This window comes from Thermoactinomyces mirandus (assembly GCF_013868055.1).
Taxonomy (GTDB): domain Bacteria; phylum Bacillota; class Bacilli; order Thermoactinomycetales; family Thermoactinomycetaceae; genus Thermoactinomyces; species Thermoactinomyces mirandus.
The window spans coordinates 1-22,534 of sequence record NZ_JACEOL010000066.1 but is presented as its reverse complement, the minus strand read 5'-3'; the positions used below and the strand labels follow the sequence as shown (position 1 = coordinate 22,534).

Below are 22,534 nucleotides of genomic sequence, written 5' to 3'. Positions count from 1 at the left end.
GTGGACTCACTCCAACCATCGAGGAGGTACCTTCATGGAAGTATTAAAAGTTTCAGCAAAATCTAATCCGAACTCTGTTGCTGGTGCACTCGCCGGGGTCTTGCGTGAACGTGGTCAAGCAGAAATGCAAGCGATTGGCGCAGGCGCGCTGAATCAAGCTGTAAAAGCAGTTGCGATTGCACGAGGATTCGTGGCGCCAAGTGGAATTGATTTAATCTGTATTCCTGCCTTTACAGATATTATGATCGATGGTGAAGAACGGACCGCGATCAAATTAATCGTGGAACCTCGTTAGGTAATTTGGTCAATATATTCAAAAAAACCTGTTTATTTATATAGACAGGTTTTTTTAAATGGAAGGATGAATCGGATGCAATGGCTTGATGAACATTGTGATGTGTTAAGCAAAATGTGGGAAAACCTGTCTGAACATCTGTTTTATGATGCCAATTCCAAACTGGACAGTTCCTATCATAAATTGCGGGAAGCAGCGGTAGCGCTGCAGGTATTTGCCATTTGGGTTCCTGAATCCGTTCCCAGGGCAGAGCGGCTGTCGGTTGCGTTAAAACAAGCTGATTTGTTTTATGAGCAGATTATTCAGCAAAGAAAGCAGGTTCATCTGGTTGATACAAAGAGTCAATTGAAAAAATGCTCCCAAAACCGAATGGGAGCAATACTTACAATGGAAGGGGCAGATGCGCTGCAAGGCGAACTGGAGAATCTGCGCCTTTTTTTTCGATTGGGAGTCCGGCAATTGGGGCTAACCTGGAATTATGCCAATGAAGCGGCGGATGGGATTGAAGAAGATCGGAATGGTGGCCTGACGCTGTTTGGGAAAAAATTAATCGCAGAAATGGAAAGGCTTGGTATAATTTTAGATGTTTCCCATCTTTCAGTGAGGGGATTCTGGGAAGTGATCGGGACAAACCTGCCCATTCTCGCGTCCCATTCCAATTGTCTCAGCATCACCCCCCACAAACGGAACCTGGATGATGAACAGATCCGGGCCATTATCAACAAACAGGGACTGATTGGCATCACCTTTGTTCCTTCTTTTGTCTGTCAACCTTCCCATAAGGCGACGGTTGATCACATCCTTCGCCATATTGAACACGTGTGCAGTCTGGGAGGGGAAAATCACCTCTGTTTTGGATCTGATTTTGACGGGATCGAAAACAAGATCAAAAATCTGCGAAATTATAAAGAGATTTATCATTTGAAGAATGCCCTCCTGCAACATTATCCTGAATCAATGGTGAAAAAATGGGCTTGGGATAACGGTTTTGAATTTTATTTAAAACATTTGCCATCATAAAATGGAAAAAAGATTAGTAAAAAAGAACTTGTATATAATCAGGGGTTTTTTTGCATCGAAAAAAAGAAAAATTGAAAAGATAGAGAACATAAAGTGGTTGCTTTTTAAGCAATACAGGTCTAGAATTAGTACATGAAAATGCTATCACTCCTCACAATGCAAGACTTGTCCTTTATTTGTGAAGAGTTGATATAATTTATAGTTACTTAATATTGTGTAGTGTGTGGCAGTATTAAAGGAGATGAGTTCATGGTTAAGCAGCTTTCGTGGAAAGTGGGCGGACAGCAAGGGGAAGGTATTGACAGTGCTGGAGAGATTCTGTCAACGGCTTTGAATCGTAAAGGGTATTATTTATATGGTTACAGACACTTTTCTTCACGAATTAAGGGTGGTCACTCCAATACCAAGATTCGGATCAGCATAAACCCAATCCGCTCCATTTCCGACGAGCTGGATATACTTGTCGCATTTGACCAGGAAACAATAGACCTGAATGCTCATGAGTTGATTGATGGTGGAGTTATTTTGGCTGATGCCAAGTTTAATCCAATCGTTCCGGAAGGAGTAAATGCACAACTTCTCGCTGTTCCATTTACCAAAATTGCCGAGGAAGTAGGAATGTCCCAAATGAAAAACATGGTGGCCGTCGGTGCTTCCATTGCCTTGTTGGGCGTTCCGGTAGATGCTTTTAAAGAAGTGATTGAAGAGCGTTTTGCCAAAAAAGGGCAAAAAGTGGTTGACAGGAACATGAAAGCAATCTCTAAAGGCATTGAATATGTAGAAAACGAAATTGGCGACATGATTACCAAATTTCGTCTGGAGTCTTCCGATGGGCAAAAGCGCCTATATATGATCGGAAATGATGCCATTGCATTGGGAGCTGTGGCAGCAGGCGCCCGTTTGATGGCCGCTTACCCGATTACGCCTTCTTCAGAGATCATGGAATATTTAATAAAAACACTGCCAAAGTTTGGCGGCACCGTAGTCCAAACTGAGGATGAACTTGCGGCGATTACGATGGTGATCGGTGCAAACTATGGCGGAGTACGTGCGCTTACCGCTTCATCAGGTCCCGGAATATCTTTGATGACAGAAGCGATCGGTTTGGCTGGAATGACAGAAACACCTGCTGTCATCGTTAATACCCAGCGTGGAGGTCCTAGTACGGGTCTTCCTACCAAACAGGAACAAAGTGACTTAATGGCTATGCTTTACAGCACTCATGGTGAAATTCCGAAGATTGTAATTGCTCCCAGTACAGCTGAAGAATGTTTCTATGATACCATACAGGCTTTTAATCTTGCAGAGCAGTACCAATGTCCTGTCATTATCTTGTCTGACCTTGCCTTGTCATTAGGAAAACAAACGGTAGAACCTCTGGATTATAATCGGATTGAAATCAGGCGCGGAAAACTGGTTTCCTGGGATGAAGATTTGCCGGATCTGGAATATCCTGAATTGTTTCAGCGTTATGAGATTACAGAGGATGGAGTTTCTCGCCGCTCTTTGCCAGGCCAAAAAGGCGGCCTGCACCATGTAACAGGCATTGAACACCATCCCACCGGACGGCCGTTTGAAAATCCGGTTAACCGTAAAAAAATGATGGATAAACGTTTGGCCAAAATGAAAAACGGAATTGACTTTGAAAATCCGGTATATCTGGATGCCCCGCATGAAGATGCGGATTTGCTCATTATCGGTTTTGGCTCTACTCGCGGTACTATTCAGGAGGCAAAAGAACGTTCGGAAGCAGAAGGAATAAAAATCAATCATGCACACATTCGCCAAATTATGCCGTTCCCGACAGAAATTGTCAAAAATCAAATGGAAAAAGCCAGAAAGGTACTGGTTGTGGAGAACAATGCAACCGGACAATTAGCCAGTCTCATTAAAATGAATGCAGGAATGGCTGAAAAGCTTGTTCATTACGGGAAATACGACGGAAATCCATTTGTGCCTTCCGAAATCTATAATCAATGTAAGGAGCTGTTGGTTCATGGCCACATTTAAAGATTTTCGCAATAAAATAAAACCCAACTGGTGTCCCGGTTGTGGCGATTATTCCGTGTTGGCCGCCATGCAGCGTGCTTTTGCCAATGCAGGATTAGAACCGCATGAAGTAGCGATTGTATCCGGGATCGGTTGTTCCGGACGGATTTCAGGATATTTTAACGCATACGGGTTCCATGGTGTGCATGGACGCTCATTGCCGATTGCACAAGGGTTAAAGTTGGCAAACCGGGATTTGACTGTTGTTGCGGCTGGTGGTGACGGAGACGGATTTGCAATTGGAATGGCGCATACTATTCATGCCATTCGCCGGAATGTGGATATCACCTATATCGTAATGGATAACCAGGTTTATGGCTTAACGAAAGGACAGACTTCTCCGCGAAGTCAAAAAGGCTTTATAACAAAAAGTACGCCTTATGGTTCCATTGAGTCCCCGATTCACCCAATGGAAATGGCGTTAACGGCTGGAGCCGGTTTTGTTGCGCAAGCCTTTTCCAGCGACCTTAAACAACTGACCGGTCTAATTGAAGCGGGAATCAAGCATAAAGGATTTTCCCTGATCAATGTTTTCAGCCCCTGCGTAACCTATAATAAAATGAATACCTATGACTTTTTCAAGGAACATCTGGTAAATCTTGATGAAGATTCTGAGTATGATCCATCCAATCGCCACATGGCTATGCAAAAATTAATGGAAAATAATGCGCTAGTTACAGGATTGATATATCAAAATAAAGAACAACCTTCTTATGAAGAAATGATTAAAGGGTTTAAAGAAGAGCCGTTGGCTAAACAAGACATTATGATTTCTGAACAAGATTTTAATAAATTGGTTGCCCAGTTTGCATAAAATGTTAAAAAAGCCGTGCAGAAAACAGAAAACATATCTGCACGGCTTTTTTCCTTGCTTCAGGCGATGTCTGTTATAAAAGCAGAAGAGGTAGTCCGATTGCAAGTCCCAGGATCAGGATCAGAAAAAACCAGGATAACGGATGAGCCCAATTATTGGTCCAGCCAATTCCAAACCGCTTTTCGACAAATACGGAGGGATCGTTTTTATTGAAATAGAATTGTCCCAATTTCCAGCATTGGTCATCATCCCGGCTAATCGTTTCTCCATTTTTGCCTTCACTGAATTTCAGGCGGCTTCCTCCTTGTCCGGTGAACAAAGACAGCAGGATTGCCCCAAATACAATCCCGATCGCCACTACAACGGGAATAAGCATTAAAAGGGTTGGATTGATCGGATAAACCATGGAAAGTGCTGTAAACAGAAAGATGGAAACAATCGCCGTACCGGAAAGAATAGTAAATGCTGACCATCTGCGCCGAAAAATGATATTCTGCCTGACGGACCGTTCCGGGTTTTCTGCACTTACTTGCTGTTTGGCTTTTGCAATAATTGTATTGATAAACAAAAACAGCAATGTCAGATAAACTTGCAAAATCGGGAAAATCAGCACAGTACGGTATGATTTTTCTGTATAATGGGTTACTTCCCCGGAAAAATCATATTGCATTGGGATTGTTTGAGGAATCTGATCATAAGAGTTTAACAGAAACAGCATGGTTCCGATCGCAATGGCAAATGGCACCATAAACCATAAATTGGAATAGGTCAGTTTTTTATGGCGAAACCCCGTATCAATGATAACCATTTGCTGTTTCTTTTCTGTCCAGCCAGCGTGCTTTTTCAATTTTTTCATTTTACGATGGAAAAATAAATAGATGAGAAAGCTAACGATGATATAAGCAAGGATGAGATAAGCAAACAATTGGCTGAGGAGTTCTGCCTGACCGGCGGATTGGGCTGAAGTCGCCAGAAAAACAGCGAGTGTGACCGCACTGATCATCGCCATGCTCCATGCATATTGGCTCCGCAATTTTTTCAGTTCCGGCTTGTCATAGACTGCTTCCGGAATAAAGACACCAAAGCTTTCTGTCTTTCTTGTCCAGTACGGAATAAAGACAAAAGGAATAAAAATGGGAAGCATGATGATGCTGATCAGAAGAATATCCATGTTCATTTGCTTCTATCCTTTCTTTGTGTAAATTCTTGAAAGAGAGAGATACACAGTTGCCTGAATTCTTCTTCTTTCACTCCACGGCAGACTGATTCGGCAACCAAGGGATAAAGTGCATTTTTCAGTTGCAACATATAGATCTCATCAGCTTTGGGAGTCCCATCAGGATTGATAACAACTCCTTTTTGCCTGTGGATTAGAATAAATCCTTTTTCCTTCAACTGATGATAGGTTTTATTGACAGTATGGAGGTTTATGCCAATATCCGCTGCCATCGTTCTAACGGAGGGGAGGCTTTCACCCGGTTTCAGTTCCTGTTTGGCAATTCCGGCGATAATTTGATGCATTAATTGCTTATAGATCGGCGTATCTGATTCAAAATCAAGGTGAATATACACATTCTCACTCCCTTCACTACTTTGTTTTATCTGTTATAAATATCATATAACAGATAGGGCGAAATGGCAATTTAAAAACAAAAAGAGCTATCCCAATATTTTCAGGATAGCCCGGATTGCAGAAAAAATCGTCTTCTTGCACTTTGGCAAAAAAGCTCAACAGATGGCGGTGCTGTTATTATCTGTTTTCCTGGTAACGTTTTTTGCATTCTTCGTACAGGCCGGCAGCAAATTCTGCGTCTTTCCAGCCCATAATATTCGTTTCTTTATTTTCGAGGTCTTTGTATACCTGGAAGAAGTGTTCAATTTCTTTCAACTTGTGAGGGGCAATATCCTCCAGGCAATTTACCTCGTTAAACCGGGGATCATCGGCCGGGACAGCAAGTAATTTTTCATCTTGCCCTTTGTCATCGGACATCAGCAATACGCCGATAATCCGACTGGAGATCACGCATCCCGGGAAGGTGGGGAAAGTTGTAAGGACTAAAATGTCCAACGGGTCTCCATCTTCAGCCAATGTATTTTCAAGATAGCCATAATCGGTTGGATAATGCATTGGCGAATATAGAACACGGTCAAGCCGGAAAACACCTTTTTCCTTGTCATATTCGTATTTGTTTTGGCTTCCGGTCGGAATTTCGATAAACGCGTCAACGATCAATGGCTTGGACATCGTTGTACCTCCTTTGGATATGTATAACCTAACCAACATTGTAGTCTGTTTTTACCGGATGCGCAAATAGAAACAGATTGCAGAAATTTTTACATAACAGCAATGCATAAGGCATTCAGGCCGGAAGAGAATCGGAAAAATGAAAATATCCCACAGGTCCGTCTGAATAAAGAAGCCACCCAAACAGATGGGCAGCTTGTTTTTTCATTACTCTTCCACTTTGATTGAATCTGTTGGGCAACCTTCTTGTGCATCCCGGACATCATCCATAAGTTCCTCTGGAACATCTGCGCTTCCTGTGTTATCATCAATAATTACATATGCGATACCGTCTTCATCATAATCATAAACATCAGGAGCTGTTGCTCCGCATGCTCCACAAGCAATACAAGTATCTTTGTCTACCCAAGTACGCATAAGTCCTAGTCTCCTTCCATGTCTGAATACCTATATGATATGCCTTTCACCAATGACCATTTTAGAACGAATTGTTTAGAATTGCAAGAAGCAATCCAACATTGAAATAAGGGGTATCCGTTTATGACATCAGAGCATCTTTATTCATCCAGGCAGGTTTTATACAGCTTTTACATTACCCAGTTCCTGATTTTGACAGTTGGTGTGCCTGTTTTGTGGTGGCAGGGAAAACTTCAAAAAAATTACTTCTCGTTTGATTCCGGATCCATGTGGATTCTGGGATTGGGGGCGGCAGCCCTTATTCTTCTGGTTGAAGCTGTGCTGATCAAATGGTTTCCGCAAAGCTGGATGGATGACGGGGGAATTAACCGTCTGTTGTTCAAAGACCGTTCACTTGTGCATATTCTTGTTATTTCATTTTTGGCAGCTACTTCTGAGGAAATCCTGTTTCGGGGAGTCTTGCAGGAGTGGCTTGGCATTTGGGTAACCAGCGTTTTGTTTGTACTTTTGCATACGCGTTATCTGCGCAAATGGTTACTGGTGACGGTTGTTTTTTTTATCAGTATCGGGTTGGGATTTCTGGCAGAATCCTGTCAGGATCTGGCTCCTGTTATTATTGCCCATAGTCTTGTCGATTTTATCCTTGGGTGTTATCTGCGTTTTTGCAAATTAAAACATGAGTTGTAGAAAAAAAGGGAAATAAAACCTTGACAGTTTGTTTAAAGATGATTTAATTAGTTTTATATGCCTAATCTTGGCATGTGAATTATGATTATAGAAAAAGGAGACTTGACTGCGTAACATGATGCCTTTTTTTAACATATGGTATATGGAAAGGTCTCCAGCGAGGGAGGGTAGGCCATGCGTGTCGAACGTCTTGGGGGAGATAAAATCCGCTTTTTCCTCACTTTGGATGATCTTGCGGATCGCGGGATCGAAAAAGAGGATATCTGGCGGGATATCCCTAAAGTACATGAATTGTTTAATGACATGATGGAACATGCCTATCAGGAATTGGGATTTGAAGTAGTCGGACCAGTGGCTGTGGAAGTCTTTGCACTGCCTGCACAAGGGATGGTTGTTGTTGTCACCCGTGGTCAGGCTCCCAAAGAACCGCTTGATGAATTTGACCATGAACCTGACGTCTATGAACTGGAAGTCACCCTTGAAGAAACCAAGGATATAGTTTTTTGCTTTCATGACTTTGAATTTTTGGTGCAGGCCGCCCGTCACATTGAACATCTCACGCAGGGGGGACAGGTTTACGCCTATCGTGGGTGTTACTATCTGATTTTTGAGCAGGAATTCAAGCCGGACCTGTTGAAAGCGTTGGTGGCCATTCTGTCCGAATTTGGGGAGATGTCCACAAATACGATTCCTTTCTTGCATGAGTATGGCAAAGTGATTTTTGAGCAAAATGCTGTTCAACAATTATCCCATTATTTTGGATAAATATAGATGCGCACCCAAACCGGGTGCGCTTTGCACTATGAATGTTTTTTCATTGCCAGTTGAAAATATTCATGTTTACGCAGTCGATCCGTGCAGCCGGACAAAAATTCCCGAAAAAATCTTTTCCACGGAAAGGTGTTGGTTTTTGTGGGCTGAAAGTGCTTGAATGATTTTTTTATGGTAAGGGGTAACATCAATTTTTTCGGATACGTATTCATCCGGTGTAAATAAAACGGGAACAGAGGACAAATGGGCAATTGATTCCGGGATGACAATATAGTAAAGTTTGATGGGGAATGAAATTTTCTGTATTGCTGCGATTGTTGCTTTTTGGATGACCTTGTGATCAGGGTGACCCGATATTCCAGATGGCGGGAAGGTGATAACCCGGTCAGGACGAATCTCTTCCATTACGGAATGCAATTCATTGACGATGGACAAAAAAGGTTGTTCAGACAAGCGACCGTCACCCCAGTTCCTGATGATAAGTCTGTCCATTCCCAGGATAGAAAGGGCATTTTGCAATTCTTGCAGCCGTACATTGCCTAACTCATTCTGTGTGTATAACTGAGGATTCCCCGTTTTTCCGGCTTCTCCATGTGTTGCACAAAACAGGGTCTGTTTCATTCCCAATTGGTGGAAATGACAAATTGTACCGCCACAGCTGAATGTTTCATCATCCGGGTGGGCAAAGACGTAAAGAATGGTTTGTATTTGGGACATTTTATTCGTTCCTTTCCGTTTTGGTTATCTTCGTTTAGTTCTATTGCTGTTTATTGTATACTTGGTAATGTTTAAAATGAATCAAGCAGTAATTTTTCTGAGGTGGTCAGGATGGAACAACAGTCAGTTGAATCAGGTAATCAACCCGATGAAAAGGAAAATCTGGACATTCTGGTTTCTACTCAAATTGTTATTAAAGAGGCACTGAAAAAATTGGGTTATCCGGATGCTGTTTATGAATTGCTCAAAGAACCATTGCGGGTATTTACGGTCCGTATTCCTGTGAGAATGGATGATGGATCGGTCAAGGTGTTTACGGGCTATCGTGCCCAACATAATGATGCAGTTGGTCCAACAAAGGGAGGAGTCCGTTTCCATCCCGATGTTACTGAATCCGAAGTGAAAGCGTTGTCAATTTGGATGAGTCTGAAGACAGGTATTGTAGATCTTCCCTATGGTGGAGGTAAAGGCGGAATTATTTGTGATCCTCGTAATATGTCATTTCGTGAACTTGAAGGCTTATCACGTGGCTATGTAAGAGCTATCAGTCAAATTGTTGGGCCAACGAAAGATATTCCGGCACCGGACGTATACACCAATTCGCAAATCATGGCATGGATGATGGATGAGTACAGTCGTATCCGTGAGTTTGATTCACCAGGATTTATTACCGGCAAACCTCTGGTGCTTGGCGGTTCACGTGGACGTGAAACAGCTACTGCCAAAGGGGTTACCATCATGATTCGGGAAGCGGCAAAAAAGCGGAATATTGATCTGAAAGATGCCCGGATCGTGATCCAGGGCTTTGGAAATGCAGGCAGCTTCCTGGCCAAATTTATGCATGATTCTGGTGCAAAGGTTGTCGGGATTTCCGATGTTTATGGAGGACTTTACGACCCGAATGGTTTGGATATTGATTATTTGCTGGATCGTCGAGATTCGTTTGGTACCGTTACCAAACTGTTTAGAGACACGATTTCAAACAAGGAATTGTTGGAACTCGACTGTGATATTTTAGTGCCAGCGGCTGTCCAAAATCAAATCACAACCGGGAATGCACATCGCATTAAAGCTGACATTGTTGTGGAAGCAGCAAACGGCCCCACAACATTGGGAGCGACCAAAATTCTCCAGGAGCGCGGCATCCTGCTGGTTCCAGACATATTGGCAAGTTCCGGTGGTGTTACGGTTTCTTATTTTGAGTGGGTACAAAATAACCAGGGATATTACTGGACGGAGGAAGAGGTTGAGAAAAAATTAGAAGAGATCATGGTGCAAGCGTTTAACAATGTCTATCATACCGCACAGTCCCGGAGTGTTGACATGCGCTTGGCTGCTTACATGGTTGGTGTAAGAAAAATGGCGGAAGCATCCCGTTTTCGCGGTTGGGTATAGTATAATAAACATTGGTTTGGAAGAACACTCTAATAAGAGTGTTCTTCTTTTGCATCCATGGAGGTGGTATATTATGTCAGATGTAGTAATCGTCGGTGCCGGACCGTGTGGTATTTCTGTGGCAATTGAACTTCAGCGGGAAGGATTTGAACCATTCATTATCGAAAAAGGATGCCTCGTGAATTCAGTTTATCATTTTCCCTTAAACATGATCTTTTTCAGTTCAACTGACAAATTGGAAATCGGTGGAATTCCTTTTACATCGGTCAATGAAAAACCGACCCGAAACGAAGCGTTGGCTTATTTCCGTGCTGTCGTCAAGCATTATCAGTTAAATATCCATACGTACGAAAAAGTGGTTGAGATTGCCAAAGATGATGCAGGATTTCTCGTTAAGACGGAAAAAAGGGGAAATCATTTTCAATATCCCGCAAAAGCTGTGATCCTGGCAACTGGCTATTACGACAATCCTCATTTCATGCAAGTTCCCGGTGAAAAATTACCGCATGTCCATCATTATTTTTATGATTCCCATCCACATGCCAATCAAGAAACGGTGGTGATCGGAGGAGGAAACTCTGCGATTGATGTTGCTCTCGATTTGTATCGGACTGGAGCCAAGGTTACCATGGTATATCGCAAGCAGGCTTTTGATCAGAGCGTTAAGCCCTGGATCCGGCCGTTAATTGAAAGCGCGATTGAAAAGAAACGGATTGATATGTATTGGGAATCGGAAGTCGTGGAGATTTTGCCTGACGGGGTAGTCATCAAGCCAAAAGATGGTGAAAAGATGATACTTCCCGCTGATACGGTATTTGCCATGACCGGTTACCGCCCAGATGTTACCTTTGTTGAACAATTGGGAGGAGAAATCTCGTCAGATACAGGAGCTCCGGTCTGTTCGGAAGCAATGGAAACGACAGTCCCGGGATTGTATTTGGCCGGAGTGATAGCTGCCGGACATGATTCTTCCAAGATTTTTATTGAAAACGGCAGATATCATGGTCGTTTGATTGCAAAAGATTTGAAGAAAAAGAACAAGCTGGAAATCCGTTAAACAGGTGATTTCCAGAAAAGTGGAATGCTCTGGTCCGTAAAGATTCGTTAAAGAGACTTTGTTCCCTCCCTGCGATTTTATTGACCAGTGAAATACTCCCCAAATAGAGGGGAGTATTTGTTTTTTGATATAGTTCGGGTAAACAAAAAGAGCGAGCGAGATTCACAAACTGTCACAAATCGGAAAACGCGATTCCAGGGAAACGGATGAAACAGTCCGGGTTTAGGCAGGGAGAGCTCCGCTGCATCCACGCAAATGTTGTCTTCCTGATCGAAAAGAATAAATGATATAAATGATTGCAGTTAAAATTGAAATTAACGATCAAATTTTGCAGGAAAGAGGCAGTTTGAAGTGATTGTTTACATATGGAAATATGCTTCCAACCTTTGACGGTCCGTTGTCATCTCCAGGGCAAGCATCAGCTTGATGCGGGCTTTTTGCCCGTTGATTCCGTTGCTGAATATGATCCCCATCTCTTTTAACTGCTTTCCTCCTCCTTCATAGCCATATGTATCCAGGACGGTTCCGTTAAAACAACGTGAAACCAATACAATGGGAATACGTTGAGCGAGCGCTTTCCGAATTCCTGGCAACATCATTGGCGGTACATTTCCTTGACCCAAAGCTTCGATAACGATCCCTCCCATTTTTTGGGCAATGGCCCATTCAATAATGGAATCATCCATTCCGGCGGCTGTTTTGATCAATGCAACCTGATGGGAAGGTGTATTCAGGGGAAGTTGTTTTTCATACAGGGCTTCCCTGTAAAAAATAACGTTCTTTTTGGTAATCACCCCCATTGGTCCCAATCCGGGTGACTGAAAGGTGGCGATATTGCTGGAATGTGTTTTGGTAACTGTTCTGGCTGAGTGAATTTCATCATTAAATACAACAAGAGTCCCCTTCCTGTCAGCGTTGTTGTGAGAGGCAACCCGAACTGCGTTGACCAGATTGTATGGTCCGTCAGCGCCCAGTTCATTATGGCTTCGCATTGCTCCCGTAACAACGACCGGTTTGTTTTTGGGAAGGACCAGATCCAAGAAGTAAGCAGTTTCCTCAAGTGTATCGGTACCATGGGTAATTACGGCACCCTTCACTTCTTCCCTGTCCAGATATTTTTCAACCCGTCTGGCTATTTGCGCCATTTCTGCAGGTGTGATATGCGGGCTTGGCAAATTGAACAAATGTTCCATTTCTACATTGGCATATTGATTGAGCAATGGAAGGGTTTTCTGCAATGTGTGCTGATCCTGTATCCTGATCCCTTCTGCTTCATTGGCCTGAGACATTTCAATGGTTCCTCCGGTTGTTATGACAATGACTTTTTTGTTCATCATTTCAAATCCTTTCTGCCGCTGAACCTGCTCTGTATAGATCATCCGCACGGGTTATCAAGCTTGTGCAAAAAAAACAGCCTCCAAAATGATTATACATAGATGACACAAGCATCGGCTATCGGTATTTTTTGCATAATTTGCCGATTGTACGCTCAAACTATGCAAAGAAATGAGAAGTGAGGGATAGAACAAGTGAAAAGAGTTGGATCCATAGGGATTGTTCTTATATTTTTGATCATTTTTTGCACTGTTTCGGGAGATACAGGAAAGGCACAGGCTGTGAGTACCGGCAAAAGCAGCGAAGGATTTACTGAAAATGAGATACGTCTGATGAGTCAAGCAGTTTATGGGGAATCACGAGGCGAGCCTTATGTGGGGCAGGTAGCCATCGCCGCTGTCATTTTGAACCGGGTTGAGAATGAAAAATTCCCGGATACTGTTTCTGGTGTCGTATTTCAGCCTGGCGCATTTACGGCTGTGTCTGATGGACAGATATGGATGATTCCGGATGAAACAGCCCGCAAAGCTGTAATGGATGCGATCAACGGTTGGGATCCGGCAGAAGGATGTATTTATTACTTTAATCCGGCGACTGCTACCTCCAAATGGATCTGGTCCCGGCCTCAAAAAAAGAAAATAGGAAAACATATTTTCTGCGAATAAAGGAGACGTGATGCCATGTATAAGAGAGTGGCAGCCATCTTGTTTCCAATTACGATGGTTGCGCTGGTAGGTGCTGCGGTGTGGGGATATCAAGAGTATCAGGACAAAAATGCCATCTTGATTAAAGCAGAAAACTCGTATCAGAGAGCCTTCCACGATCTGAACGAACACCTGGAGCGCCTGCAGGCTGAATTGGGTAAATCACTTGCCCTGAATTCACCAAAACAAATGGCCGCTTCTATGACCAATGTATGGCGGCTTGCCTATTCTGCGCAAAATGATATTGGCCAGCTGCCGCTGACGCTTGTTCCATTTGACCAGGCAGAGAAATATCTTTCCAAAGTGGGGCGTTTTGCATACGATGTTGGTGTACGTGATTTTCAGAAAAAACCTTTGACCGAAAAAGAGTGGAAAACTCTTGAGACGCTGTATGAACAGTCCAAGAATATCAACAATGAAATGCAAACGGTTCAGCACAAGGTTTTAGACAAAAACTTGCGCTGGATGGATGTGGAACTGGCAATAGCAACCGAAGACAAGAATATGGACAATACCATTATTGATGGATTTAAAATGGTCAACCAAAAAGTGCAGGAATTTCCGGAAGTGGACTGGGGACCAACTGTTAACAATATGGAAGTCAGAGTACGGGAGAGAGCCAGGAATATTTCCGGTACAAAAATTTCCCTGGACGAGGCCAAACAGATTGTGGCCAGAGCCTTTGGAAAAGGGTCAACCAGGGGGATGAAGGCAGAACTCAACAAAAACGGAGATTATGAGACCATCAGTGTCCGTTATAGCGGAGCCAATCATACGGAAGTTTACACAGAACTTACTGCTAAAGGCGGGCATATTGTATGGATGGTATTTGACCGCCCCGTCAAGAAAAAACAGTTGCGTCTGAATCAGGCGCTGGAAGAAGCAGACCGGTTTTTGGAGCGAATCGGTTATAAGAATATGGAACCGATTGCCTATGATGAAACGGCAAACATTGTCTCCTATACCTTTGTCCATCGCCAGAATGGAGTTTCAATCTATCCGCAGACTCTTGCGGTAAAAGTCGCTCTGGATAATGGTGAAATCATGGGATTGCAGGCAGATGAATATGTATTTAACAATTTCCGTTTGTCCAAAACAAAGCCAAAATTAACCAGAGAGGAAGCAAGAAAAAAATTAAGCACTCATCTTAAAGTGCAAAAAAGCGGATTGGCCATCATCTATAATCAATCCGGCCAACCGGTATTGTGTTATGAATTTTTGGGTTCCATCAAAGGAAACCAGTATCGGGTTTTTATCAATGCCAATAATGGCGAGGAAGAGTATATCGATCGGATTGAAAAGGCAGATGCGGACCAAATTTAAATTTTTGTTTAAACTTTTAAATGAGCCGATATAATACAATCGGCTCATTTAATTGTTTTCATTGCAACAGTTACAAAATTATGTTATCCTTTATACAGGTTTCCTTTATTAAAATCTTGACATTGTTTTACTCGAATTTCATGTTTTAACTTAAAAAGGAAATACATATGTTATTTTTGTTGTTATGTGAATGCGTTGAGTTTGTCGAGAGGAATTTACTTGGAATCGAATAAAGTATTTCCAATCGAGCAGGCTGCGCCTGCTTTTATTTTTTTTATCCCGGTTTGTGGAGGATATAATGGACTGATGAGAAGGTTTCTAGTAGCAATTGATGGACCTGCCGGTGCAGGCAAAAGTACAGTGGCGCGCAAGGTTGCTGACTGTTTGGGAATTACCTATGTGGATACGGGAGCCATGTATCGGGCGATTGCATGGAAAGCGCTTAACAGTGGTATTGATATAATGAAAGAAGAAGAGGTCGCCCAGCTTGCAGAATCACTTGACATTTCGCTTCATCCCGAAGGTATTTGTATAAATGATCACCTGTTGAAAAATGAGATCCGCACCCCGGAAATCACTTCGCTTGCTTCAGTGGTTGCCAAGATGCCAAAAGTTCGCCGAGTGCTTGTCAATAAACAGCAGCAAATCGCTGAGCATCAAAGCGTAGTTATGGATGGCCGGGATATTGGAACCAATGTACTTCCTTGTGCTGATGTTAAGATTTTCCTGACTGCTTCCATTGAGGAGCGGGCATTGCGCCGGTATAAGGAAATGAAAGCAAAGGGAATGGCGGTTGAGCTGGAGCAATTAAAGGCTGAACTGCAAAAACGCGATGAAAATGACTGTACGCGTGAAATTGCTCCATTGAAACAGGCAGAAGATGCTGTTTTGATTGATTCGACCCATCATTCAGTTACGGAAATTGTCGAAAAGATTCTGCACCTCTGTCGTAACAAATTAGGCGATAAGGAGTAAAATATGTTATATCGTTTCATTCGTGTAATTGCAAGATTCCTGATGAAGTTGCTTTTTCTTTATAAAACTACAGGCACAGAACATATTCCCGAAAAAGGTCCTGTTGTCTTGTGTTGCAATCATATCAGTAATTTGGATCCCCCTCTTCTTGCAGTCTCCATAGAAAGAAAAGTTCATTTCATGGCCAAGGCGGAGTTGTTTCGCATTCCGGTTCTGGGCAGTTTGATTCAGCGTTTGGGAGCATTCCCTGTCAAGCGCGGAGCAGGGGATCGACAAGCATTGAAAAAAGCGATTCAATTGTTGAAAGATGGGCATACGGTGGGTATTTTCCCCGAGGGAACCCGTTCAAAAACCGGGGAAATGGGGCCATTTCATTTTGGTGCCGCATTGATTGCCCTGAAAGGGAAAGCACCTATTGTACCCGTAGCAATCTGCGGGTCATTTCGACTGTTTCGGCCAATAAGGATAGTTTTTGGTTCACCCATTGATGTTGCTCCTTTTTTGCAGGAAAAAGTGGGAACAGCTACGGCCAAACAAGTAACGGAACTTGTTGTCAATGAAATACGTTCTTTAAAAGAACAAACAGGGGAATGAAGATCTGCGAAAAGGTGAGACTTTCTCCTTTTTCAAATTGATCTTTCTTTTATAAAAAAAGTTTTGATTGCGTGGCAATGATGAGGAGGGCTCGCTGATGGCTGAAGAGATGAAATCCGAATTGACGAATGTTGCAAGTGTTGAAGTAGGTGATGTGCTGAAGGGAAAAGTGGTCAAGGTGGAAAACAACCAGGCACTTGTGGATACTGGATATAAATCCGAAGCGATTTTGCCGATTTCCGAAATATCCAGCCTGCATGTGGATAAAGTTTCTGATGTTTTAAAAGAAGGGGACGAAGTAACTGTAAAGGTGCTTCGCATCAAAGAAGATGAAGATAAGTTGATTGTTTCGAAAAAAGCGGTTGACGCTGAAAAGGCGTGGGCTGAGTTACAGCAGAAATTTGAAACAGGAGAAGTTCTTACAGCAACCGTTCATGATATCGTCAAAGGCGGTTTGGTTGTCGATGTAGGAGTTCGCGGCTTTATTCCCGCATCCCATGTTGAACTGCATTACGTAGAAGATTTTTCAGAATATAAGGGACGTGGACTTACTTTAAAAGTAATTGAGATGGATCCTGAAAAAAACAAACTGATCCTCTCCCATAAAGTGGTCCTGGAAGAAGAACAGGAACTTAAAAGGAAACAGCGCCTGCAGGAACTTGAAGAAGGGCAGGTGTTGGAAGGAACGATCCAACGTTTGACCGACTTTGGTGCGTTTGTTGACATTGGCGGTGTTGACGGGCTTGTTCATGTATCTGAAATTGCCTGGCACCGGGTGGAACATCCGGCTGATGTGCTGAATGAAGGCGATACCGTAAAAGTAAAAGTTTTAAAAGTAAATATTGAAGAGCAAAGAATCAGCCTGAGCATCAAGGAAACAGAAGAAGGACCGTGTGAGAAGGTGGCAAAAGCCATCAGCACGGGCGATGTCATCAAAGGTACGGTGAAACGCCTGGTATCTTTTGGTGCGTTTGTAGAGGTTTATCCCGGAGTGGAAGGACTGGTTCACGTTTCCCAAATTTCCCATCGTCATGTAGCGACCCCTTCTGATGTATTGGAAGAAGGTCAGGAAATTGAAGTAAAAGTGCTCGATATGCTTCCGGAGCAAAAGCGGATCAGCCTGAGCATGAAAGAAGTTGAACCGAAAGAAGTGCGCAAGGAGGAAAAAGAAAGTGACCAGTCACAGCAGCAGTCATCTGGTTTAAATGTAACCTTGGGGGATGTTTATCCCGAATTGCGCAATCTGAAATAAAGAAGATTTTCCTCGTACAAAGACCAGCCAAAACTTGGCTGGTCTTTGTATGCTTAAATAAAAAAACTTTACAGAAACTACTTTAAAACAAACAAAGGGGAAGAAGGTGACATGGAGATTGCAGAACCAATCGGCTCACTCAGTTTGCTGATTTTATATTTGAGCGGATGGTTTCCGGATTGGGAGGAAGATTTCAGGACCAGCCATTCCAACCTGACTTTTGTTTTGCTGACGATGTCTGCTCTCAGCTGGTGCCGGCCGTGGGAAGTAAACGGCCAGTTTTTTGTCCATCCGGCCTGGATTGGTTTTTTGATCATCTTTTTCGGTCTTGGGCATAAGCTTTCGGCCGATTCCATTTTTCCTTTATTCGGCCGTTCTTTCTGTACGGGCACATTATTTCTTTTTTTGCATGAATTGATGAAAGCAAATGCTGACTGGACTTATAGACCGTTTCAGTTTGTACTGTTTTGCGGAGTGATTTTCCTTTCTTATCTGATTTCCGGCCGATTGTCTGAACGAATCTGGTACACGGGAATGTGTTTAATGATATTGCATGTCTGGATTCTGTTTTTTTATCGTGAAAGGCTTAATCCCTTTGTCTTGGGGTCGGAAGCATTTATGGATACATTATGGCTTGTGTTGATCGGAATCCTGTTCATGCATTTTCTTGAAAAATGGATTTGGATCAGGGTGATGAAAAAAAGCAGCGGCACTGGTCATAACTGAAAATAAGCTAAAAACAGGGCGCCAGTGGTTGCCTAAAAAAATATTTACCGTTAAGATTAGGTATGGCTTATAAATTGAGCAAACTTACCGGTAGGGCAAATTTGTCTGCATTTTGTTATAATAAACGATTGGCAAATTGAAAAGCGAGGATTTTATATGAGTTTACCTGTTGTTGCTATTGTAGGAAGACCGAATGTGGGAAAGTCCACAATATTTAATCGACTGGCTGGTGAGCGGATTGCAATTGTGGAAGATAAACCGGGCATTACACGTGACCGGATTTACTCTTCCTGTGAGTGGAACGGTCGCCAGTTCCATCTGATTGACACAGGCGGAGTCGAGTTTGGAGAAAAAAATGAGATCATCGAACATATTCGTAAACAAGCAGAGCTGGCGATCGATGAGGCGGATGTTATCCTGTTTGTGACGGATGGCCGGCAGGGAGTAACACCAACTGATGAGGAAATTGCACATTGGCTGTATCGGTCAAATAAACCGGTCATTTTAATGGTAAACAAAATTGATGATGTAAAACATATAGAAAACGCGTATGAGTTCTATCAATTGGGATTTGAGCAGGTTATTCCCGTCTCTTCGATTCACGGAACCGGAACCGGGGATATGCTGGATGCCGTTGTTTCTCTATTTCCGGAGCAAACTGATGTGCAGTATGATGAAGATACGATTCGGGTTTCATTGATCGGCCGGCCCAATGTAGGAAAATCTTCGTTAGTGAATGCGATTTTGGGAGAAGAACGGGTCATTGTCAGTCCGACAGCCGGAACCACCCGTGATGCCGTAGACACTCCGTTCCAGTATGACGGGCAATCTTTTGTGCTGATCGATACCGCCGGGATCCGCAAACGGGGAAAAGTGTATGAATCGGTTGAAAAATACAGTGTTATCCGTGCGTTGCGAGCCATTGAACGTTCGGATGTCTGCCTGATTGTCATTGATGGAGAGCGTGGCATTGCCGAACAGGACAAGAGAATTGCGGGATACGCACATGAAGCCGGGAGAGCGGCTGTTTTCATTGTTAACAAATGGGATGCTGTCGAAAAGAATGAAAAAACGATGGACCAGTTCCGGCAAAAGATTCGGGATTCATTTCAATTCATGCATTATGCGCCGATCCTGTTTGTGTCAGCGAAAACAGGCAAACGGATTCAAAGAATTTTGCCAAAGGTTGAAGAGGTTGCAGAGCAACATGCTATGCGCGTCCCCACTTCTGTTCTGAATCAAGTGATTCAGGATGCCATGGTTACAACGCCACCTCCGTCGGAAAAAGGCAGACGGTTTCGTGTTCAATATATCACACAGGTTGCTGTTAAGCCACCCACGATGGTGTTATTTGTCAATGACCCGGACATTGCCCATTTCAGTTATCTCAGATATCTGGAAAATCAACTGCGGCAGGCATTTCCTTTCCACGGTACGCCTCTTAAGATTAAATTAAGGAAAAAAGTTAATCAATCACGAGCAGGGAGAGATTGAAGAAATGCTGTTTATTTGGGGGATATCCATTTTAATATCCTATTTATTGGGATCAATCAGTTTTAGTTACCTGTTTACACGTTGGTTGAAAGGAGTGGACATCCGCAACTATGGAAGCGGAAATGCGGGTGCTACCAACACCCTGCGTGTTCTTGGCACAGGACCTGCTGCCATAGTTTTTGTGCTGGATGCGTTAAAGGGAGTGGCGTCTGTAGGAATAGGAAATTGGATGTCTCACGGCGACCATATTATGATGGTTGTTTGTGGAATTGCCGCTGTCGTTGGCCATAACTGGCCTGTGTTTCTTCGCTTTCGTGGAGGGAAAGGGATTGCTACTACCGTTGGTGTAGCAGCCTCCTGTTTTTTTGGCGCAACGCTCATTTCCGGGATTCTGGCCATCCTGTTTATTGCGGTTACCCGTTATGTTTCATTGGGTTCCCTTGTCTTGACCATCTTTATTCCCATTGTCATGTGGATCATGAACTATTCAGGCCTGATGATCGGGCTTATGTTGATCATTACTGCTATGGCTATTTTGCGTCATAAACAAAATATTTCAAATTTAATACATGGAACAGAAAGAAAGATTCATTTCAAAGGAGAAGATGCATGAGACAACGAATTGCAGTTCTTGGTGCAGGGAGTTGGGGAACGGTTTTGGCAACGGTTCTCGTGGAAAATGGACATGATGTCAGGTTGTGGGCGCGCAGGGAATCCCAGGCAGAAGAAATCAGTCAGCATCATACCAATGAGAAATATTTGCCGGGAATTAATCTGCCTGAAACTTTGTCCGCCACTTCTTCACTGGCGGAAGCGCTGGCGGAGTGCGACGTTGTTGTTTTTGTCGTACCCTCCCATTCGGTGAGAGAAACGGCCCGTCAGGTGAAACCGCTGCTATTAACAAAGACGCTGATTGTCCATGCTGCCAAGGGTTTTGAGTTGAATACGTGGAAACGCATGTCCGAAGTATTGACCGAGGAGCTGGGAGCGCCTTTCCAGGATCGCATTACCGTTTTATCGGGTCCCAGTCATGCAGAAGAAGTGATAAAAAAATGCCCGACAACTGTTGTGGTAGCTTCGCCTCAACAGACAGTTGCCGAAAAAATACAGATGATTTTCATGAACCGGTATCTGCGTGTATATACCAATCCGGATGTGGTTGGAGTAGAGGTGGGCGGGGCACTCAAAAATATTATCGCTCTTGCCTCCGGTTTGGCTGACGGCCTGCAGTTTGGAGACAATGCAAGGGCGGCACTCATCACCCGCGGTTTGGCGGAAATTGCCCGTCTGGGTTCAGCAATGGGAGCAGAACCGATTACGTTTGCAGGTCTGGCGGGGGTCGGAGATCTTGTCGTAACCTGTACCAGTAAGCACAGCCGGAATTGGCGGGCAGGCCATATGCTCAGTCAGGGGAAAAAATTAAATGAGATTCTTGAAGAAATGCAAATGGTAGTGGAAGGAGTAAAAACAACCAAGGCGGCTCATTACCTGAAGCAGCAATTTCATGTGGAGATGCCGATTGCCGAACAGCTTTATCTGGTACTGTTTGAAAACAAAGATCCGGAGCAGGCGGTCAAGGAACTGATGAGCCGTGGAAGAACCAAGGAACTGGAAGAGATCGTTCAGGGCTGGTAAATTGATTTTTGGGCTTTTTCCCTGTTGCAAGCTTTTCAATGAAATCATACTCTGTAATAGCTTCAACCAATATCCACAAATTTGAGCACAAATACAAGGACAGGGATTCAGATTGGTCAGAAGAAGCAGAGGAAAAACAGGGGTAATGCCTTTGGACATTACCCCTGTTTTCGTTTCATTGGCGAATAGGATGAAGTAGACGCGGGTTTTGGCTGGAATATTTGGGTGAGCATCTTTTGCATAAATGGCGATTTTAGAATTTCGATTATTTGCCCGATATTGATTGATTGCAATAGTGGCGCAAATGGCGGTTCCGGATTGGGTGGCTTCTCCTCATCCGGCCATTCGATGACGGGAATTTCTTCGTCTCCTGTGGGCTGGTGCTGTTTTCTTTCCTGGCGGGAAGGAGAGAGCATGGGAAATGAACGATGCCGGTGCCTGCGGTTGGCTGCCGAGATATGGTTTGTCAGCTCCAGAATTTTGCAAGCGGAATCCAGCATATTTTCTATTTTCTGGATCGATTGGCTCAGGTCATGGACGGTTGAGCGCAAAGTCATGAATCCACTCAGTACTTTTGCAATATTGATGGAAGACAGTGGTGATAGTATATCAGGCGGTTGTTTCGGTGATTCAACAGGTTTCACCGAAGCGGGTTTTGTTTTTTTGGTTTTTCTGGGGGGAGTTTTTGGCCTGTTCCGTTTGCCATTCATGTCTGTTTCCTCCATTTCAGGCTAATGTCCATTTATCTTATGCACAAACAGGCGAATGAATTAAGGCAAATGTCCTGCTATTTCCTTAGGCTGATGCGGATTTGCCGGCTTGTTTAAAAATTGACAAGGGATGTGTTGGACGATTGGACTTGATGATTGTTTTATTTTTGCTCGTGCTGATCAATATCCTTATTGCTATTGGCCGACAGCAAAAGAAAGCTTGGGTACGAAAGTTTTTATCTGTGCAATCTTTCTTGCTGTTACTGGTGGTTGCACTTTTTGTGCTTCGTATGTTGTTATAAGGAGCTATTCCTGTAAT

General features: G+C 43.4%; 24 protein-coding genes and 1 pseudogene. 17 read left to right on the top strand and 8 right to left on the bottom strand.

All coding sequences use genetic code 11. From position 1 onward, the window contains the following. Positions 1 to 34 precede the first annotated feature (34 nt). The 4 genes from H2C83_RS16060 to H2C83_RS16045 all read left to right on the top strand — a co-directional run bounded on the left by H2C83_RS16060 (position 35) and on the right by H2C83_RS16045 (position 4,178). Positions 35 to 295, top strand: coding sequence for a stage V sporulation protein S (locus H2C83_RS16060; RefSeq protein ID WP_037996879.1), 261 nt, complete (start codon positions 35 to 37; stop codon positions 293 to 295). A 75-nt stretch (positions 296 to 370) separates the two neighbouring features. Continuing rightward, complete coding sequence (locus tag H2C83_RS16055) at positions 371 to 1,315, top strand: dipeptidase (RefSeq protein WP_181742195.1); 945 nt, start codon at positions 371 to 373, stop codon at positions 1,313 to 1,315. A gap of 249 nt (positions 1,316 to 1,564) precedes the next feature. Then, complete coding sequence (locus tag H2C83_RS16050) at positions 1,565 to 3,325, top strand: 2-oxoacid:acceptor oxidoreductase subunit alpha (protein ID WP_181742194.1); 1,761 nt, start codon at positions 1,565 to 1,567, stop codon at positions 3,323 to 3,325. Next, positions 3,312 to 4,178 (top strand): 2-oxoacid:ferredoxin oxidoreductase subunit beta, encoded by an 867-nt coding sequence (locus H2C83_RS16045; RefSeq protein WP_181742193.1) that lies wholly within the window; start codon positions 3,312 to 3,314, stop codon positions 4,176 to 4,178. Before H2C83_RS16050 ends, H2C83_RS16045 begins: the two co-directional genes overlap by 14 nt. Before the next feature lie 73 nt (positions 4,179 to 4,251). On the opposite strand, the gene H2C83_RS16040 is transcribed toward H2C83_RS16045, so the two are convergent. The 4 genes from H2C83_RS16040 to H2C83_RS16025 all read right to left on the bottom strand — a co-directional run bounded on the left by H2C83_RS16040 (position 4,252) and on the right by H2C83_RS16025 (position 6,840). Next, a complete protein-coding gene (locus H2C83_RS16040) occupies positions 4,252 to 5,355 on the bottom strand; it encodes a DUF1648 domain-containing protein (RefSeq protein WP_181742192.1) in 1,104 nt (367 codons plus the stop codon). Beyond that, complete coding sequence (locus H2C83_RS16035; RefSeq protein WP_181742191.1) at positions 5,352 to 5,750, bottom strand: GntR family transcriptional regulator; 399 nt, start codon at positions 5,748 to 5,750, stop codon at positions 5,352 to 5,354. The genes H2C83_RS16040 and H2C83_RS16035 overlap by 4 nt, the downstream gene beginning before the upstream one ends. Positions 5,751 to 5,928: 178 nt before the next feature. After that, positions 5,929 to 6,423, bottom strand: a complete 495-nt coding sequence (locus tag H2C83_RS16030; protein ID WP_181742190.1) for an inorganic diphosphatase — start codon at positions 6,421 to 6,423, stop codon at positions 5,929 to 5,931. A gap of 207 nt (positions 6,424 to 6,630) precedes the next feature. Next, positions 6,631 to 6,840, bottom strand: coding sequence for a ferredoxin (locus H2C83_RS16025; protein WP_181742189.1), 210 nt, complete (start codon positions 6,838 to 6,840; stop codon positions 6,631 to 6,633). Positions 6,841 to 6,963: 123 nt separating this feature from the next. On the opposite strand from H2C83_RS16025, the gene H2C83_RS16020 reads away from it, so the two are divergent. Together H2C83_RS16020 and H2C83_RS16015 are read left to right on the top strand one after the other, a co-directional pair. Beyond that, positions 6,964 to 7,527, top strand: coding sequence for a CPBP family intramembrane glutamic endopeptidase (locus H2C83_RS16020; RefSeq protein ID WP_181742188.1), 564 nt, complete (start codon positions 6,964 to 6,966; stop codon positions 7,525 to 7,527). A gap of 174 nt (positions 7,528 to 7,701) precedes the next feature. After that, entirely contained in the window at positions 7,702 to 8,292 is a 591-nt protein-coding gene (locus tag H2C83_RS16015; RefSeq protein WP_181742187.1) for a genetic competence negative regulator, read from the top strand. 75 nt (positions 8,293 to 8,367) lie between these two features. Here the strand turns inward: H2C83_RS16015 and H2C83_RS16010 are convergent, their stop codons facing one another. Then, positions 8,368 to 9,015 (bottom strand): PIG-L deacetylase family protein, encoded by a 648-nt coding sequence (locus H2C83_RS16010; RefSeq protein ID WP_181742186.1) that lies wholly within the window; start codon positions 9,013 to 9,015, stop codon positions 8,368 to 8,370. Between the two features lie 111 nt (positions 9,016 to 9,126). On the opposite strand from H2C83_RS16010, the gene H2C83_RS16005 reads away from it, so the two are divergent. After that, positions 9,127 to 10,410, top strand: coding sequence for a Glu/Leu/Phe/Val family dehydrogenase (locus H2C83_RS16005; RefSeq protein ID WP_181742185.1), 1,284 nt, complete (start codon positions 9,127 to 9,129; stop codon positions 10,408 to 10,410). 73 nt (positions 10,411 to 10,483) lie between these two features. Further along, the gene (locus H2C83_RS16000; RefSeq protein ID WP_181742184.1) at positions 10,484 to 11,467 is read left to right on the top strand and encodes a YpdA family putative bacillithiol disulfide reductase; all 984 of its coding nucleotides are present in this window, start codon (positions 10,484 to 10,486) and stop codon (positions 11,465 to 11,467) included. A 359-nt stretch (positions 11,468 to 11,826) separates the two neighbouring features. On the opposite strand, the gene H2C83_RS15995 is transcribed toward H2C83_RS16000, so the two are convergent. Continuing rightward, positions 11,827 to 12,846: an asparaginase gene (locus H2C83_RS15995; protein ID WP_281364198.1), complete on the bottom strand. Its 1,020-nt coding sequence runs from the start codon at positions 12,844 to 12,846 to the stop codon at positions 11,827 to 11,829. Between the two features lie 261 nt (positions 12,847 to 13,107). Between H2C83_RS15995 and H2C83_RS15990 the strand changes: the two are divergent. The 9 genes and pseudogenes from H2C83_RS15990 to H2C83_RS15950 form a co-directional block, all read left to right on the top strand. Beyond that, positions 13,108 to 13,467: pseudogene (locus H2C83_RS15990) on the top strand (cell wall hydrolase); the annotation flags it as partial. A gap of 15 nt (positions 13,468 to 13,482) precedes the next feature. Beyond that, complete coding sequence (ypeB, locus tag H2C83_RS15985) at positions 13,483 to 14,829, top strand: germination protein YpeB (protein WP_181742182.1); 1,347 nt, start codon at positions 13,483 to 13,485, stop codon at positions 14,827 to 14,829. 306 nt (positions 14,830 to 15,135) lie between these two features. Beyond that, positions 15,136 to 15,804 carry a (d)CMP kinase gene (cmk, locus tag H2C83_RS15980; RefSeq protein WP_181742181.1) on the top strand — a complete coding sequence of 223 codons (669 nt, stop codon included), beginning with the start codon at positions 15,136 to 15,138 and terminating at the stop codon, positions 15,802 to 15,804. Between the two features lie 3 nt (positions 15,805 to 15,807). Next, positions 15,808 to 16,398 (top strand): lysophospholipid acyltransferase family protein, encoded by a 591-nt coding sequence (locus tag H2C83_RS15975; RefSeq protein ID WP_181742180.1) that lies wholly within the window; start codon positions 15,808 to 15,810, stop codon positions 16,396 to 16,398. A gap of 97 nt (positions 16,399 to 16,495) precedes the next feature. Next, on the top strand, positions 16,496 to 17,650 hold the full coding sequence (gene rpsA / locus H2C83_RS15970) for a 30S ribosomal protein S1 (protein ID WP_181742179.1): 1,155 nt from the start codon (positions 16,496 to 16,498) through the stop codon (positions 17,648 to 17,650). Between the two features lie 111 nt (positions 17,651 to 17,761). Continuing rightward, positions 17,762 to 18,376, top strand: a complete 615-nt coding sequence (locus H2C83_RS15965) for a hypothetical protein (protein ID WP_181742178.1) — start codon at positions 17,762 to 17,764, stop codon at positions 18,374 to 18,376. Positions 18,377 to 18,532: 156 nt separating this feature from the next. Beyond that, positions 18,533 to 19,870 carry a ribosome biogenesis GTPase Der gene (gene der, locus H2C83_RS15960; RefSeq protein ID WP_181742177.1) on the top strand — a complete coding sequence of 446 codons (1,338 nt, stop codon included), beginning with the start codon at positions 18,533 to 18,535 and terminating at the stop codon, positions 19,868 to 19,870. A 4-nt stretch (positions 19,871 to 19,874) separates the two neighbouring features. Beyond that, positions 19,875 to 20,483 (top strand): glycerol-3-phosphate 1-O-acyltransferase PlsY, encoded by a 609-nt coding sequence (gene plsY / locus H2C83_RS15955; RefSeq protein ID WP_312853945.1) that lies wholly within the window; start codon positions 19,875 to 19,877, stop codon positions 20,481 to 20,483. Next, positions 20,480 to 21,505, top strand: coding sequence for an NAD(P)H-dependent glycerol-3-phosphate dehydrogenase (locus H2C83_RS15950; RefSeq protein WP_181742176.1), 1,026 nt, complete (start codon positions 20,480 to 20,482; stop codon positions 21,503 to 21,505). The genes plsY and H2C83_RS15950 overlap by 4 nt, the downstream gene beginning before the upstream one ends. Before the next feature lie 158 nt (positions 21,506 to 21,663). Here the strand turns inward: H2C83_RS15950 and H2C83_RS15945 are convergent, their stop codons facing one another. Continuing rightward, positions 21,664 to 22,215, bottom strand: a complete 552-nt coding sequence (locus H2C83_RS15945) for a hypothetical protein (protein WP_181742175.1) — start codon at positions 22,213 to 22,215, stop codon at positions 21,664 to 21,666. Positions 22,216 to 22,300: 85 nt separating this feature from the next. Next, positions 22,301 to 22,534 (bottom strand): hypothetical protein (locus H2C83_RS17495; RefSeq protein ID WP_220184232.1); only part of this gene is annotated, 234 nt, incomplete at its 5' end.

Bases quoted from the DNA above. Each gene is read 5' to 3' on its own strand.
- H2C83_RS16045 (WP_181742193.1), top strand. From the start codon at position 3,312: ATGGCCACATTTAAAGATTTTCGCAATAAAATAAAACCCAACTGGTGT.
- H2C83_RS16025 (WP_181742189.1), bottom strand. From the start codon at position 6,840: ATGCGTACTTGGGTAGACAAAGATACTTGTATTGCTTGTGGAGCATGC.
- plsY (WP_312853945.1), top strand. From the start codon at position 19,875: ATGCTGTTTATTTGGGGGATATCCATTTTAATATCCTATTTATTGGGA.
- H2C83_RS16015 (WP_181742187.1), top strand. From the start codon at position 7,702: ATGCGTGTCGAACGTCTTGGGGGAGATAAAATCCGCTTTTTCCTCACT.
- H2C83_RS16060 (WP_037996879.1), top strand. From the start codon at position 35: ATGGAAGTATTAAAAGTTTCAGCAAAATCTAATCCGAACTCTGTTGCT.
- H2C83_RS15950 (WP_181742176.1), top strand. From the start codon at position 20,480: ATGAGACAACGAATTGCAGTTCTTGGTGCAGGGAGTTGGGGAACGGTT.
- H2C83_RS15995 (WP_281364198.1), bottom strand. From the start codon at position 12,846: ATGATCTATACAGAGCAGGTTCAGCGGCAGAAAGGATTTGAAATGATG.
- H2C83_RS16050 (WP_181742194.1), top strand. From the start codon at position 1,565: ATGGTTAAGCAGCTTTCGTGGAAAGTGGGCGGACAGCAAGGGGAAGGT.
- H2C83_RS15975 (WP_181742180.1), top strand. From the start codon at position 15,808: ATGTTATATCGTTTCATTCGTGTAATTGCAAGATTCCTGATGAAGTTG.
- rpsA (WP_181742179.1), top strand. From the start codon at position 16,496: ATGGCTGAAGAGATGAAATCCGAATTGACGAATGTTGCAAGTGTTGAA.
- H2C83_RS16040 (WP_181742192.1), bottom strand. From the start codon at position 5,355: ATGAACATGGATATTCTTCTGATCAGCATCATCATGCTTCCCATTTTT.
- cmk (WP_181742181.1), top strand. From the start codon at position 15,136: ATGAGAAGGTTTCTAGTAGCAATTGATGGACCTGCCGGTGCAGGCAAA.
- H2C83_RS16010 (WP_181742186.1), bottom strand. From the start codon at position 9,015: ATGTCCCAAATACAAACCATTCTTTACGTCTTTGCCCACCCGGATGAT.
- H2C83_RS16000 (WP_181742184.1), top strand. From the start codon at position 10,484: ATGTCAGATGTAGTAATCGTCGGTGCCGGACCGTGTGGTATTTCTGTG.
- der (WP_181742177.1), top strand. From the start codon at position 18,533: ATGAGTTTACCTGTTGTTGCTATTGTAGGAAGACCGAATGTGGGAAAG.
- H2C83_RS16030 (WP_181742190.1), bottom strand. From the start codon at position 6,423: ATGTCCAAGCCATTGATCGTTGACGCGTTTATCGAAATTCCGACCGGA.
- ypeB (WP_181742182.1), top strand. From the start codon at position 13,483: ATGTATAAGAGAGTGGCAGCCATCTTGTTTCCAATTACGATGGTTGCG.
- H2C83_RS16055 (WP_181742195.1), top strand. From the start codon at position 371: ATGCAATGGCTTGATGAACATTGTGATGTGTTAAGCAAAATGTGGGAA.
- H2C83_RS16005 (WP_181742185.1), top strand. From the start codon at position 9,127: ATGGAACAACAGTCAGTTGAATCAGGTAATCAACCCGATGAAAAGGAA.
- H2C83_RS15945 (WP_181742175.1), bottom strand. From the start codon at position 22,215: ATGAATGGCAAACGGAACAGGCCAAAAACTCCCCCCAGAAAAACCAAA.
- H2C83_RS15965 (WP_181742178.1), top strand. From the start codon at position 17,762: ATGGAGATTGCAGAACCAATCGGCTCACTCAGTTTGCTGATTTTATAT.
- H2C83_RS16020 (WP_181742188.1), top strand. From the start codon at position 6,964: ATGACATCAGAGCATCTTTATTCATCCAGGCAGGTTTTATACAGCTTT.